The following is a 14,051-nucleotide window of genomic DNA, read 5'->3' as shown; positions in this document are numbered from 1 at the left end:
TGAGAGTCGGTGGCTGACACGAACTCCGGGCACAAAAAAACGGGAGGCAGGGGGCGCACTGGTGCGCTCCTGTCTCCCGTTCTGTGTCAGAACCGTATCAGCAATGAATTACTGCTGTATCAGGCTTCCGGTACCACGATGATGTGAACCGAGGCTTCCACATCCGGATGCACCTGGATGGTGATGTTGAATTCACCGGTGTTACGGATCGGGCCAGCAGGCATTTTGACTTCAGACTTGCTGATTTCAACGCCAGCGGCAGCAACCAGATCAGCCACATCGCGCGGGCCGATAGAACCGAACAGCTTGCCTTCGTCACCGGCGTTCGCTTGAACGGTCAGTTCGATTTCGGCCAGCTTCTCGGCGCGCTCGTGAGCAGCAGCCAGTTTTTCGGCTTCGGCTTTCTCGAGCTCGGCGCGACGCTCTTCAAATACTTTAACGTTGTCCTTGCTGGCAGGCACAGCCTTGCCTTGCGGGACCAGGTAGTTACGTGCGTAACCGTTTTTTACGTTAACGGTGTCGCCCAGAACACCCATCTTGCCAACTTTCTCAAGCAGGATAACTTCCATCTCGCTTACCTCATTCGTCATTCTGGTCGGGCGCTTTGGTCAGGCGGGCTCGAATATCAAGCACCCCATCAATCACAGCACCCAGTACCAGCAATGGTAAAATGAACTGATTGAGCAGCAGGCCCCCGACATAAAATGCGAGTAACCACTGCCCACCCATATTCGTTTTCGCAATCACCCCATGCACCAACGCCACACCGGCGAATAACAGGGGCAATAGCAACAACAGCATGGCTGCAGGCTTCACTGCGTAAGCCAGGCCAGCCAGTAACACCAGCGCTATCAGCAAGCGGCCGCTGATTCGCAGCGCATGGAATTCCTGTCGGAACCCACCCGGGTTGTACAACCCGGCTTGCCAGTAACGCGCCAGCACCAAACACAACAGCGCTTCCAGGAGTTCAACGGTCATTACCAGAAAAGCCGCATTGGGCTTCACCGATTCCAACATCTGCCACATGGGCTGAGAGGAATCGGTGCCAGCGACACCCTGTTGTACCTGGGTAATCACCGCTTCAAACCGATCGTTCAGCAAAACCTGGGCGGCTATAGCCAGCGCAATGCCCAACAGGGCCGCCACTGTCAACAACACCGACCAGCTCTGCACCGATCGCATCACCATCGCCAACAGCGCGGTGACGGGTAAAACCAGCAGGGGCAAGATCAGCCCGGTCAATTGCCAGGAAACCAGTCCCCCTGCCAAACTCCACAACAGCACCCTGGTGCCTTCGGTGGCGCCACGCCTGAGCGTGACCAGTGCCACCAGCGCTGCGCTGAGTGCATAAAGCATCGGCAGCGCAGCAAAACCTGCAGCAAGAACCCCAGCGTTCAGTTGGCTTTTCATCGCAAAGCGAGCCAAGCCCATCATGCCAGGGTCCTCCCTTTAATCCGACTTACTGGTGACTGTCGGTGTAAGGCAGCAAGGCAAGGTAGCGAGCACGCTTGATGGCCGAAGACAACTGGCGCTGGTAACGTGCACGGGTACCGGTGATCCGGCTGGGTACGATCTTGCCGGTTTCAGTAACGTAGCCCTTCAACAGGTCTACATCTTTGTAATCGATTTCCTTGATGCCTTCTGCAGTGAAACGGCAGAATTTGCGGCGGCGGAAAAAACGTGCCATGTGAATGCTCCTCGTTGTTAGGCTTCTTCAGACTCTTCGTCGTTCTCGGGCTCGGACTCAGTCTCTTCAGCGCGGTTGCGGGCAACAGCAGCCTGAGCTTCGTCTTTGGCCTTCTTGGCTTCAACGCTCTTCATCATCGGGGATGCTTCAGTGTCAGCATCTTTGCGACGCATGATCATGTTGCGGATGATGGCATCGTTAAACCGGAAGGTGCTCTTCAGATCTTCAACGGTGTCGTTGTCAGCTTCGATGTTCAGCAGAACATAATGAGCCTTGTGAGCATTGAGAATCGGGTAAGCCAGTTGACGGCGGCCCCAATCTTCATGGCGATGTACCTTGCCACCTTTCTCGGTTACAACAGAGGTGTAACGCTCGATCATGGCCGGTACTTGCTCTGACTGGTCAGGATGGACCAGCAGAACGATTTCGTAATGACGCATAAAATCTCCTTGCGGTTTTGGCAACCTCCTGCGGTGCGGCCGCAGTAAGGTAAGGAGTGACTCTTCAGCCCTTGTTATGGCCCGGCCCGAAACGGCGTAACCGCTCGGCCCTGCCCATGCAAAAGGCACAAACCTCCCTGCCTGAGACAGGCCGGAAGGGCGCGCATAATATAGAATGCCGTAGGTATAATCAAGAAAAACAGGGCCAGTGCACCTTGCATCTGACTGCCTGGCGACTCGCTGGTGAAGACATTTAGTCTGTTACAGTGCGCTAGCCGCCCGGGCGCCACTCATGCTCGACCATCGGCGGTATCGGGCACCCCAGGCAATCCGCCAGAGTCCGAAGCAGCTCGTATTCATCCTGATGAATGGCACCGTCTGCACGAATGACATCAACGCAGGCTTGCAACACCGCCCGGCGCCAGAAATAGGCGATTTCCCCCAAATGCTCCAGCGCGCCGGTTACGGCCGCAAAACTGGCCTGTTCCGGCGCAAGCAGGGACTTATCGGCAAGCTCGAAAGGTTGTATTGCCTGCTCATAGGCGGCTCTGGCCAGTGTTGGCTGACGGTTCACATGCACCAGTGCCGAGAGCACTGTCTGCAGATCCTGCCCACACTCTTTAATGGGCCGGGTAACCTGCGAACCGGTTGCACCGGCACCGGACAAATGTCGGCGCACTTGCGCCAGCAATACCCATTCGCGCAGCGCCAGCTCCTCATCCATAGCTGCCAGCCGGCTCAGCCGGTCCAGAAACACCAGTCGCTCGCGCTCATCCAGCCGTTTGAGCACCGGCACGGCCATGTCGAGCAATGGCAGCCGCAATTGCGGGTCGAGCTTCTGATAAAAGGGCCATAACCGCCGGAGCACTTCAACGGCCGACACATCCTCCTGTTTGATCAGGTTCAGCAGAGCCTGCTCGTGGCCCGGACTGGCCAGCATGATCTGACTGTAACAAAAGGCTCTGGCCCCGGCTGACTGATGCACCGAGTGGCGAACTTGCTCCGGGATGTTCTTATAGAGCCGCCGGGCATAATCGAGGTGATCTGGCCGCACGGTCCCAGCCAGGGCACCCAGCGTTGCCACCCCCATCACCTGCTCGAAGGCATCCGGTGCGGTGCGCGCCACTGCGCTGTCTGCCTGCTCGCTGGCGCGGCTGCGATGGCGTGCCCGGGCCATAAAGGTAGGATTCACCCGGCGGATGCGATCATCCAGCGGCGGGTGCGTTGCCATCATGCTCGACAGTGCCACGCTTTCCCCAAAGCAAAAGTGCGACATGTCTTCAGCGTGTCGGTGTTGCAGCTGGCTACCCTGAACGTGTTCGCGGATCTTGTAGAGCGCCCCGGCGATGCCATCGGGGTTGCGGGTAAACTGAACCGCGCTGGCATCAGCCAGATACTCACGCTGGCGCGAGACACCCGCTTTAATCACCCGGGCTGTCAGAACACCAACGTAGCCAATCAGAATCAACCCCAGCCCTAGCATCGCCAGAGCAGCATCGGAGCGACCGCGGCGGCTGGATCGGAACCCGATGTACATCGAATTCCACATCCAGCGGCCTGCCTGACCGATCTGAATCAGACCCGCCAGTACCGCCATCAGGCGAACATTCAGACGCATATCGCCATTGAGGATGTGACTGAACTCGTGGCCCACCACACCTTGCAATTCATCCCGGCTCAGGGCGTCAAGCGCACCGCGGGATACCACCAGTACAGCCTGGTCGGCCTGGTAACCGGCAACAAAGGCATTGATCGCCGTCTCCTGCTCCATCACATAAAGGCTGGGCACCGGAGCACCGGCGGCGATGGCCATTTCCTCGCTGACGTTAATGAACTGCTGAACAGCCGGTTCATTCTGCTGGTAGTCGACCTGGCGAGCACCCGACCAGCGCGCCACGACCTCGCCCCCACCCTGGCGCAGTTGCCAGTAGGCCGCCAGTGAACCAGCGGCAATAATCAGTAGAGTGCCGAGCGCCAGTTGCCAGGCATAGTGACTGGTAAGCCACCCTTGCAACGACTGCCATACCGTCGCCGGCAGGCCAGTCCCGGCATACCCCTGAATCAGCAGCCAGATGCCAAAGCCCAACAGGTTAACCAGAAAAGCGGTGACCAGCACACCGAGCACAAACAGAAGTACCAGTTGTCCGGACTTGCGTCGGGCCTGGTCCTGATGATCAAAAAAGTCCATCCATCAGCGCCTGTTTAAAATTGAACCTTGGGCGCCTCGCGAGCTTCGGGGTTCTCCAGTTCAAACAAGGCCGCATCTTTGAAGCCGGTGACACCCGCCAGCAGATTATTGGGGAAGGATTCCTTGTAAGTCTGGTAGTTCATGACCGCATCGTTGTAGGCCTGGCGGGAGAAGGCAACCTTGTTTTCAGTCGTCTCCAGGCTCTCCATTAAGTCCCGCATGGTGCCGTCGGCCTTGAGATCCGGGTAGGCTTCAGAGACTGCAAACAGTCGTCCCAGCGCACCGGTCAGCATGCCCTCGGCCTTGCTCAGCATATCGACCATGGGGCCATTGGTAGGGTCAGCTGCCGCTGTTTTCTGGGCCGCAACGGCCTGGTTACGGGCTGAAGTCACGTTTTCCAATGTTTCCCGCTCATGCGCCATGTACTTCTTGGCGGTTTCGACCAGATTGGGAATGAGGTCATGTCGGCGTTGCAACTGCACGTCTATCTGGGAGAACGCATTCTTGAAGCGGTTGCGCAGTGCGACCAGCCGGTTGTATATGACCACGCCTACGATCAGGATGACGGCAGGTATACCCCAGGTAATAACAGTACTGATCCACGACTCCATTTTACTCTCCTTCAATGCGGTAAAATCACAGAATTCCCGAACAGGGCTCAGCCGGCCGGATAACCGGCCGCAGCCTCTGCCCGGCAGTTTAACGAGCTGCGGCTGGAAACAATAGCGCCGCTTGCCGTATTCGGCACCCGGTCACAAAACGCGTCACTACAGGCCATTTGAACAGATTGCACGGATGGCTTGTTTTTTTGGTCAATCCTGCGAAAATCGCCGACCGGCTTTGCCATTGTGTGAGCAAGCCGATACCGGCACCGCATTCCGTGCGCTTCAGACAGGGTTTCATCTCCGGATTCAGGGTTCTAAGCCCTTGAATTTTTTGAAAAAAACGAGATGTTCGTGTTGACACACTGGAAAATATTCGCATAATACGCAGCCGTTACGGAGGCTATGTAGCTCAGCTGGTTAGAGCACAGCATTCATAATGCTGGGGTCGCTGGTTCAAGTCCAGCCATAGCCACCAACTTCTTAATGGGCCGTCGCCAAGTGGTAAGGCAACGGGTTTTGATCCCGTCATTCGCAGGTTCGAGTCCTGCCGGCCCAGCCATCTCCCCGCCTTCAGTGGTATCATCTCCCCTCTGTAGACGGTATTGTTTACGTATTCTATTGGGCCGTCGCCAAGTGGTAAGGCAACGGGTTTTGATCCCGTCATTCGCAGGTTCGAGTCCTGCCGGCCCAGCCATACCTTCCTCCGCACATAACGCTTACCCTCTCATGACAGCCCCTGTACTTCTCATAGACGCTATTAGTCGCTATCGTACCTGGTCAATTGAAAGGAAGCCGACGCATGTCTATCGCAACTCATCCGCTTATCGAGGCTGATCAGCTGGCCGACTGGCTGGCCAACCCCGACATCGTGTCACCCCTGATTCTGGACTGTCGGTTCAATCTGGCCGATCCGGCTGCAGGCGAACAGCATTACCTGCGCGAACACCTGCCCGGGGCGGTCTATGCGCACCTGGACCGGGATCTGTCCGGCACCCGCATTCCCGGCCAGACCGGTCGCCACCCTCTGCCCCACCCGGAAGACTGGCAAGCCCGCTTGCGCGACTGGGGCGTTAACAACGACACCACCGCGGTGGTGTATGACCAGAATAATGCCATGTTCGCCGCACGAGCCTGGTGGCTGTTGCGCTGGGCAGGTGTTGCGCGGGTTCAGGTGCTCAACGGCGGGCTGGATGCCTGGCAAGGGCCACTGCAATCGGGCGCCGACAGCCACCCGCGCCGGGCCGGGAGCATCAAAGCTACCTGCCCGCAAGACTGGATAATCTCCGGTAAAGACCTACAAGCCGGGCTGTCTGACCTGACATTACTGGATGCCAGGGCCCTGCCCCGCTTTCTCGGCGAGCAGGAGCCTCTGGATACCAAAGCCGGCCATATTCCCGGAGCGCGCTGCGCCGATTTTACCGGCAACCTGGACGCCAGCGGTCGCTTCCTGAATCCGGAAACCCTGGCCAGTCGCTTCGCCAGTGTTGGCAATCGCCCGCACACCGTCAGCTATTGCGGGTCTGGCGTTACCGCCTGCCATACTATTCTTGCCATGACACTGGCAGGCTACCCGCAACCCCGCTTATATGCCGGATCCTGGAGTGAATGGATCACCGATCCGCAGCATCCCATTGAAACCGCCCCATCCGAGGAGCCCGCTTTATGATTCCGCGTCTGCTAGTGACACTAGGTGCGATGCTGTTCAGCATTACCGTGCACGCAACCGATTCGGTTAATATTCTGGTCTACCACCACGTCGCCAATGACACGCCGGCCAGTACGACGATCAGCCCCTCCGGATTTCGGGAGCACCTGCAGTTGTTACGCGACAATGACGTGACCGTGGTACCGCTGGAAGATGCGCTGGCTGCACTGCGCGGCGAGGCCGACATCGACCTGCCCGACAAAGCCGTCGCCATTACCTTTGACGACGCTTATGAGAACATTCACACCAATGCCTTTCCGTTACTGAAGGAATTTGACGTACCGTTCACGGTGTTTGTCGCCACCGACCCAATCGACCAGAATTTCCAGGAAATGATGAGCTGGGATCAGCTTCGGGACCTGCAGGAATGGGGTGCCACCATTACCAACCACAGCCGGGATCACGATTACATGGTTCGCCACTCGCCGCTCGATGACGCCTGGCTGCAAGCGATGATCGACAACATCAGCCATGCCCAGCAACGCCTGACCGACGAACTTGGCGATGGCGTTCCGCGCTGGTTTGCCTACCCCTATGGTGAATACAACGAGTCGCTGAAACAGGCGCTGCTGGATGAAGACTTCATTGCCTTTGCACAACATTCGGGCGGCATGAACGCCGACAGTGACTGGGGTGCCATACCCCGTTTCGCCGCCGCAGGCGTTTATGCCAACCCGGAAACCCTGATCACCAAAATCAACAGCAAGCCGATGCCGGTGAACCGGACGGCCCTGCCCGATATGCTGACGTCCGAGACCCGCCCCAGTGTCACCGTGGAACTGACGGACACTTCCGACATGAGCCGCAGCCTGAACTGCTTTGTCGACAGCGCCTGGGTTGACGCCGAATGGCTGGACGATACCCGGTTTCGGGTAAGCACACCGGAGGCTCTCAGTGATGGACGCCACCGCTTTAACTGCACCTCACAGGCACGCAGCGGCTCGTTTTTCTACTGGTTCTCGCAACCCTGGCTGGTGCAAACCGACCGGTAAAAACAGGCGTGTGGGGAGCCGCCACGGCCCCCACTCTGCTCAGCAATATCAGCCTTTGCCGCCAAACTCATCGAGACAGCTTTCCAGGTCTTCAATCATGCGTCGGGAGCCGGCAAAGAAAGGCACCCGCTCATGCAGTGATTCGGGCTGGATGTCCATAATACGCTGCCCGGACCCACTGATGGCTCGGCCACCGGCCTGCTCCACCAGAAAGGCGATGGGGTTGCACTCATACAACAGGCGAAGTTTGCCCTCAGGATAAGGCGCTGACGACGGGTAGAGGAAAATGCCGCCATAGATGAGATTACGGTGAATATCAGACACCAGCGAGCCAATGTAGCGACTGGTATAGGGGCGTGAGGTAGCCGCGTCTTCCACCTGGCAGTACTTGATATAGCGTTTCACCCCGTCCGGGAAATGCACGTAGTTGCCTTCGTTAACCGAATAGATCTGTCCGAGTTCCGGGGTTTTCATATCCGGGTGCGACAAACAGAACACGCCCAGCGTTGGGTCGAAGGTGAAGCCATTCACTCCATGGCCGGTGGTGTACACCATCATGGTGGACGAGCCGTAAATCACATAACCGGCCGCAACCTGTTCGTTGCCGCGCTGGTAGAAATCGGCATCGGTAACCTTGGTCCCCAGGGGCGAGCGACGCTTGTAAACCGAGAAGATCGTACCTACGGAGACGTTCACATCGATGTTTGAAGAACCATCGAGCGGATCCATCAGCACGATGTATTTGCTGTCGGTATTCAGGCCGTCATCGAGCAGGATGTAATGGTCTTCTTCCTCTGAGGCAATGCCACAGACAACGCCCCGCGCGGCCAGAGCAGCCTTGAAGGTATCGTTGGCCAGCACGTCTAGCTTACGTTGTGCTTCGCCCTGAATGTTGTCACCCCCGGCCAATCCGGCCAGGTCAGCCAGACCCGCCTTGTTGATCTCGCGGTGAATGACCTTGGCGGCCAGTCGAATGGCCGAAAACAGGGCGGAGAACTCGCCGGAGGCGTTCGGGTAGTCTTTCTGATTGGCGATGATGAACTCGCCCAGCGTTTGCATAAAGTGCGGTTTCATGGTGCTTCCCTGGTGTTTTTTGACGTTAATGGTCAGGTTGATTATCGGGTTGATAGTAGTACTGCTTATCGGGTCGCTTCAGGAGCAACCTCTTTATTGAATGAGCGTACGGTTCGCTGGCATTGGGTAAAACCCCGGCGAACCGGCTCGAGTAGAGCGACATGGTGTCGCTCAGGTGGGTATTATTGATCGTACGGCGCCCGGTGGCGAGCCTTGTGTTAGCCCATTTCCTGATTATCCAGTTCCACCGCATCAAATATTTGCTCAAGAATGTCGGGAATGGCCGACTGAACCCGGCTCCAGCTGGGCATAAAAGGCGTCGCCATGGGGTTTTCCAGAAATTCCTGTCCTGCAGACATCACATTGCGCGCAAATAACTCCACTGCCTCCTCTTCGGCATGCCGGTCGAGCGACAGCCCGTTGAAGATGGCATCGTTGTAGTAGGTTTCGATGTAATCGAGCGCAACCCGGTAATAAGTCGCCTTGATGGTGCGAAAATGCTCTTCGGTAAAAACCTGGCCCTGGGTGGCGAGCTTGCGAAAGAACGCCTTACTGATATCCCGCGACATCTTCGACAGCCCCTGACGCGCGTCTTCCGGGCTCAGCGGCTGATGTTTGTGGTCATAGATATCCGCGACATTCACCTGGCAGATGCTGCGCGGGCTGTAATTGCGGTGCAGTTCAGCCAGCACGCCCACCTCCAGGCCCCAGTCACTCGGGATGCGAATGTTGCGCAAGACGTCGGTACGCAGGCTGAACTCACCGGACAACGCATAGCGAAACGAGCTCATGTATTCGAGAAACTCATTCTCACCCTTCACCATCTTCAACGCCCGTATCAGCGGAGACACCAGCAAGCGGCACACCCGCCCATTCATTTTATTGTCGGCTATGCGGGCGTAATAGCCCTTGCAGAACTGATACCGGTAGGCCGGGTTTGCCACCGGGTATATCAGTCGCGCCAGCATGCTGCGATCGTAGGTTTTTATGTCGCAATCGTGCATGGCCACTGCTTTGGCCCGGTTGGCGGCCAGAATATAGCCGTAGCAATACCAGACGTTGCGGCCCTTGCCCATCTCGGCCGGTGCCAGGCCTTTGCTGGCCAGTAACCGGTCTATGGCCTGCAAGCGCGGGCCATCGTTCCACAGAATCCGTACCTGTTGCGGCAACCGCGAAAAATACTGCTGGGCATGCTTGAACTCCTCGCGATTGGCCCGGTCCAGCCCGACCACAATGTCGTTCAGATACGGCACCGGAATCAACTCCTGGACGATGTTCTCCAGAGCCGGCTGTTCAAGCTCGGAATACAGGGACGGCAACACCAGTGCCATGGGGTTTTGATGGGAAAAACCGACCAACTCCTTTTCCATGGACGCCAGCGGTCGGTCCACCAGATTGTGCAGATTGGCAATCACGCCGTTCTGGAAAAAATCACTCATCTCGTTCTCCTCGGAGTTCGTTGAACAGCCCCTGGTTCAGCAACGACAACATCGCTTCGTTCCAGCCGGCAGGGCCCGGCTGGCTGGCACGTCTAATGGTCGTCAGGGATTCAGGCCGGCGCGTGCCGGCGGTGGGAATGCGGATACCGATGGTGGCTCGGGCCAGCATGGCGTCGTCATTGCCGCCATCGCCCAGCGCTACCGTGTGTTCGATGTTCAGACGGCGTGCCATCCAGTCAAGCGCAGTGCCTTTGTCAGCGCTGCCAGCCAAATGCAAAAACCGCCCTCCTTCCAGCACCCGTCCGCTGCGAGCTTCTACGGCACGGATAAAGGCGGCTCGCCCGGGCCAGTCGGTTGGGTAATAGACCGGCAACGAGGCCTCCCGGGCACGGGCCTGGGCCGCGTCGGCCAGGCTCAGACCGGTCCAGTCGGCCACCTGCTGATCACTGGCCTGGTGAAATCCGATGCCCTGTGCGCCACTCTCCAGGCTTGCCTGGTCGAACCGGTCAATCAAAGCGTCAGTTGCTTCGCCGAGTACCTCCCGGGTTTGGGAACCGGGCCTATCATCAATCACTACGGCCCCGTTCTCGCAAGCCATCAGGGGTGCCAGGTAAGGAATGTCAGTACGCAACGAGACCAGTTCGGCGGCGGTTTTACTGGTGACCGCGATGACCGGAATGTTCAGTGCCTGCAACGCTTGCAGCGCGGGCTCGGCCGGTCGCCAGTCGTAACTGTCATGATCGAGCAAGGTGCCGTCCAGGTCGGTCAGTACCATCCACTGCGTCATTGGTCGGGCCCCTTTTTGAGCCATTGTATCGGGCCGGGCTGCTGATCGGCCCCCAGCGGAATCAGTATATCGGCCCGTTCGGGCAGGGTTGCCAGCGCGTGCCCGGTCAGTCGTTCGTAATGGGAGATGAAACGCCGCAGCGCCACCTCATCCATAACGCCCTGACCCTGTTTGCGGGCACGCAATGCCTCTTCCTGCTTTTTGCGCCAGGCAAACACCTGCTCAAACCCGGGCGCTTGCAACACAATCAGGGCATCCAACTGGTTGTACCAGGGTTCATAGAACTGCCGCAGCTGGTCGTTCACATAGTGACGCCAGTCGCCGGCGGAATCTTCCCGCGCTTCCAGGCTGTTAACGGGCTCGGTCAACTCGGTTTCTGGCTGAGCCGTCAGGCCGACACACCAGCCTTCAAACAGAAGGACATCGGGCGGTGTCTCACAATGGTGCCAGTCGGCCCGCGAAGCCCGGTCATCCTGAGCCTTGTCGAACCGGGGCAGTGCGCGGGAACCGGTGCCGGACCGAACCCAGGAGAATAGTTCCCGTCCGAGCACAACGTCGTGGGTACCTGGCACGCCTCGCGTAGCCAGCAAGGGGTGCGTGCTTTGCGCCAGCGCATGTCGATCAGCCCGGCTGAGGTAGAGGTCATCGATCGACAGCACCTCAACTCTGAGCCCCGCTTTTTCGAGGTGCCACTTCAACACCTGAGCCAGCGTCGATTTGCCCGACCCCTGAGTACCCTGAATGCCCACCAGCGTTAACCGGCTGGCAATCACCCAATCGGCCAGCGGCTGATACAGGCTCGCCTGATGGGCCAACAAGGCCTCGGGCAAACCGGCGGATTGAATAAAATCTGCGAATGTCGGATCCATGATGAAAATCCTGTCCTGCGGTCAGGGCCTGCTGCCCCAACTTGATTGGCGTCAGTCGCTCTACAGAATAGGACACAGCAAGATACCGGCCAGGACTGACCGCGGAAGTAACGCGCTGTTCGCACCGAATGAGTGCAAATGATTAACATCGCCCCATTTTTGCCACCAGCAAGCACCCTAATGGCGCACGAGTACCCGGACCGGATACAAGGGCTCAGGGGTCGGGATGAGACAGGGGCAAAACAGGAAATGACAGCCCGGACGACGGTGCGCGCGGGCCAACCAAACGGGAGTGGAGCCAGATTCAGCGGGCGTAATGGGCCCTGAGGTGGTCAAATTCAGCAATAACGCCATCCATCAGCTCGGCATCGAAGGGCTGCAACCCGCTGACGATCAGCTTCTTGATGCCCGTACCCACACGCTGCCCGCCAGCGACGATGTTGAACTCGAACAGGGCGTCGCCCCGCTTGCCATTGACGATCAATGAGGTATTGGCCAGTTCGAGCGATGGCTGGCTGATGTTGAGGTCAGTCAACTCGAATGCCATGCTCTCGTATATCACCAGGGGCCGGCGCGGGTTGAACATCACCTGGTGCTTTTCCAGCAGGGGTACCATGATGAACGGGAAATTCTGGCCCGAGAACGCCACGTAACTGCGTGTCAGGTCTTCGATCAGGGCCGCATCGTGACTGGTTTCACCGCTGTGTTCCAGGTGCAGGTAAGCCTTGCCCTCGGCATCGACAATATCAATGGTGCCCTTGTCCACTTCCGGAAGAACCAGTGTCCGGTCGGCGCCGACCATGCCCGAGAAGCGCACCGACATCGATTTGCTCAGCCCGTAGCGGTTCAGAACCAGTGCGAACAACAGATCGCCCGGCACCACAAACCGCTTGGCGCCAACATTGTGAATCGGGTTGAAATCGCCAGCGATTTCCTTGGCAAAGGCACTGCCCTGCTCAGCACTGATGCTGATGGTGTTGTCGGTGTGCTGGGTGTGAAAGGCGTCTAGAAACACAGGGCTCCCCTATTTAATGCAACGATAAATCGTACAATCTGGCCGGGCTGAACATCAATACAGCCTGGCACGGGCACTGTACCGGAACACAGCATTGTTAACCAAAGCAGCCGGCTATTCAGCGGCCATCAACAAAAAGAGCTGTGAATAAGGGTCACTGAACGTCGTCGGCCGTCGGTAAAGAGGGAAAAGCCCCCGCCCGTCCAACCGCCCAGGCACCGCACTTAACGGCCAAACTCAGTGCCGCCTCCCAGTCGGGTGTCTCTGGCTGGCAAAGACTGACCAGAACAGCGCCGGAAAACGCATCACCGGCGCCAGTAGTATCAACCACAGTAACGTCGGGCACCGGCATTTGGTGGCGGGCATCGGGCGTTATCAGTGTCGCCGGGTTGGCTCCATCGGTAATAAAAATGGCCTTGGCTTCATGGGCAAAGGCCCAACTCACCAGCTCGGATTCGGCATCACCATCCCATAGCTCATCCAGCTCTTCACGACTGACCTTGATCACATCGGCACGTTTGAGCATCGACTGAATCGGTTCGCGGAAATTGGTCTGATCGGGCCAAAGATTCTTGCGCAGGTTCACATCGAAACTGATCAGATTACCCGCTGCCCGGCACCGGTCGACAAAACCAATATGGACGCGGCGGATGCCGGGCTCGGTGAGGGTATTAGAACAGCAGTGCAGGATGCCCGGAGCAAATTCAGCCGGGTTGGGCAGTTTATGGGCGGCGAGCATCACATCGGCCGTGCCCTGGCGGTAGAACTGAAAACTACGCTCGCCGCGGTCATCGAGCGTCACCATGGCCATCGGGGTGGGCGCGTCGGTCGAACGCAGATACCGTGTATCGACGCCGTAGTGATTAAGGGCCGTTTTCAGATAATGGCCAAAGCCATCCCGGCCGACCTGACCAATGAACAGTGCCCGTGCGCCCAGGCGCGCGGCAGCAACAGCGGCATTGGCCGGCGCACCACCCGGGTAAAACACAGCCTGAGGCATCGCCAGGCCCTGTTCAGTCACGGTTCCGTTTTGCAGGGCATCGACCAGAACTTCACCAAAGGCATAAACCGGCTTCATGAACGTTTCACTCACTTGGGCTGTTGCATAAAGGCTGAAGTGTGTCACTTCCGTCGCAAGCTGTCACGGCTGTGGCGCCATTCGGGCGTTGTCGAAACACTGAGAGGCCCGTCAGGATGGCAAATTCGGGCAATAGGCCTGGCAAGCAGTCAGATATATCAGGTGAGGCTAT

Annotated in this window: 14 protein-coding genes and 3 tRNA genes; 5 read left to right on the top strand and 12 right to left on the bottom strand. The window is 58.0% G+C overall.

Going from position 1 to position 14,051, the window contains the following annotated elements; all coding sequences use genetic code 11:
* Window positions 1-119: 119 nt before the first annotated feature.
* The 6 genes from rplI to ACHUE7_RS13240 all read right to left on the bottom strand — a co-directional run bounded on the left by rplI (window position 120) and on the right by ACHUE7_RS13240 (window position 4,926).
* Window positions 120-569 carry a 50S ribosomal protein L9 gene (rplI, locus tag ACHUE7_RS13265; protein WP_213677529.1) on the bottom strand — a complete coding sequence of 150 codons (450 nt, stop codon included), beginning with the start codon at window positions 567-569 and terminating at the stop codon, window positions 120-122.
* A gap of 10 nt (window positions 570-579) precedes the next feature.
* Window positions 580-1,434 (bottom strand): hypothetical protein, encoded by an 855-nt coding sequence (locus tag ACHUE7_RS13260; RefSeq protein WP_394170393.1) that lies wholly within the window; start codon window positions 1,432-1,434, stop codon window positions 580-582.
* 25 nt (window positions 1,435-1,459) lie between these two features.
* The gene (gene rpsR / locus ACHUE7_RS13255) at window positions 1,460-1,687 is read right to left on the bottom strand and encodes a 30S ribosomal protein S18 (protein WP_028671490.1); all 228 of its coding nucleotides are present in this window, start codon (window positions 1,685-1,687) and stop codon (window positions 1,460-1,462) included.
* 17 nt (window positions 1,688-1,704) lie between these two features.
* On the bottom strand, window positions 1,705-2,127 hold the full coding sequence (gene rpsF / locus ACHUE7_RS13250; protein WP_028671489.1) for a 30S ribosomal protein S6: 423 nt from the start codon (window positions 2,125-2,127) through the stop codon (window positions 1,705-1,707).
* A 271-nt stretch (window positions 2,128-2,398) separates the two neighbouring features.
* Window positions 2,399-4,315, bottom strand: coding sequence for a M48 family metalloprotease (locus ACHUE7_RS13245; protein WP_394170392.1), 1,917 nt, complete (start codon window positions 4,313-4,315; stop codon window positions 2,399-2,401).
* Between the two features lie 14 nt (window positions 4,316-4,329).
* Window positions 4,330-4,926 (bottom strand): LemA family protein, encoded by a 597-nt coding sequence (locus ACHUE7_RS13240; RefSeq protein ID WP_394170391.1) that lies wholly within the window; start codon window positions 4,924-4,926, stop codon window positions 4,330-4,332.
* Window positions 4,927-5,318: 392 nt separating this feature from the next.
* Here ACHUE7_RS13240 and ACHUE7_RS13235 point away from each other — a divergent pair.
* The 5 genes from ACHUE7_RS13235 (at window position 5,319) to ACHUE7_RS13215 (ending at window position 7,617) form a co-directional block, all read left to right on the top strand.
* Window positions 5,319-5,395, top strand: a tRNA-Met gene (locus ACHUE7_RS13235).
* A 9-nt stretch (window positions 5,396-5,404) separates the two neighbouring features.
* Window positions 5,405-5,479, top strand: a tRNA-Gln gene (locus ACHUE7_RS13230).
* Window positions 5,480-5,539: 60 nt separating this feature from the next.
* A tRNA-Gln gene (locus tag ACHUE7_RS13225) sits at window positions 5,540-5,614 on the top strand.
* 105 nt (window positions 5,615-5,719) lie between these two features.
* Entirely contained in the window at window positions 5,720-6,586 is an 867-nt protein-coding gene (locus ACHUE7_RS13220; RefSeq protein ID WP_394170390.1) for a sulfurtransferase, read from the top strand.
* Window positions 6,583-7,617, top strand: a complete 1,035-nt coding sequence (locus tag ACHUE7_RS13215; RefSeq protein WP_394170389.1) for a polysaccharide deacetylase family protein — start codon at window positions 6,583-6,585, stop codon at window positions 7,615-7,617. The genes ACHUE7_RS13220 and ACHUE7_RS13215 overlap by 4 nt, the downstream gene beginning before the upstream one ends.
* Window positions 7,618-7,665: 48 nt before the next feature.
* Here ACHUE7_RS13215 and fbp read toward each other — a convergent pair whose 3' ends face one another.
* The 6 genes from fbp to ACHUE7_RS13185 form a co-directional block, all read right to left on the bottom strand.
* Window positions 7,666-8,691: a class 1 fructose-bisphosphatase gene (fbp, locus tag ACHUE7_RS13210; RefSeq protein ID WP_348476097.1), complete on the bottom strand. Its 1,026-nt coding sequence runs from the start codon at window positions 8,689-8,691 to the stop codon at window positions 7,666-7,668.
* A 218-nt stretch (window positions 8,692-8,909) separates the two neighbouring features.
* Entirely contained in the window at window positions 8,910-10,130 is a 1,221-nt protein-coding gene (locus ACHUE7_RS13205) for a glycosyltransferase family protein (RefSeq protein WP_394170388.1), read from the bottom strand.
* The gene (locus tag ACHUE7_RS13200) at window positions 10,123-10,917 is read right to left on the bottom strand and encodes an HAD-IIB family hydrolase (RefSeq protein ID WP_394170387.1); all 795 of its coding nucleotides are present in this window, start codon (window positions 10,915-10,917) and stop codon (window positions 10,123-10,125) included. The genes ACHUE7_RS13205 and ACHUE7_RS13200 overlap by 8 nt, the downstream gene beginning before the upstream one ends.
* Window positions 10,914-11,786 (bottom strand): hypothetical protein, encoded by an 873-nt coding sequence (locus ACHUE7_RS13195; protein WP_394170386.1) that lies wholly within the window; start codon window positions 11,784-11,786, stop codon window positions 10,914-10,916. Before ACHUE7_RS13195 ends, ACHUE7_RS13200 begins: the two co-directional genes overlap by 4 nt.
* A 304-nt stretch (window positions 11,787-12,090) precedes the next feature.
* Window positions 12,091-12,801, bottom strand: coding sequence for a DUF3581 domain-containing protein (locus tag ACHUE7_RS13190; RefSeq protein ID WP_394170385.1), 711 nt, complete (start codon window positions 12,799-12,801; stop codon window positions 12,091-12,093).
* A gap of 154 nt (window positions 12,802-12,955) precedes the next feature.
* Window positions 12,956-13,879 (bottom strand): carbohydrate kinase family protein, encoded by a 924-nt coding sequence (locus ACHUE7_RS13185; protein ID WP_394170384.1) that lies wholly within the window; start codon window positions 13,877-13,879, stop codon window positions 12,956-12,958.
* Window positions 13,880-14,051: the final 172 nt, after the last annotated feature.

The organism is Saccharospirillum alexandrii, assembly GCF_043641555.1.
In the GTDB taxonomy this organism is placed as follows: Bacteria; Pseudomonadota; Gammaproteobacteria; order Pseudomonadales; family Natronospirillaceae; genus Saccharospirillum; species Saccharospirillum alexandrii_A.
This window is presented reverse-complemented; position numbering and strand designations above follow the sequence as displayed.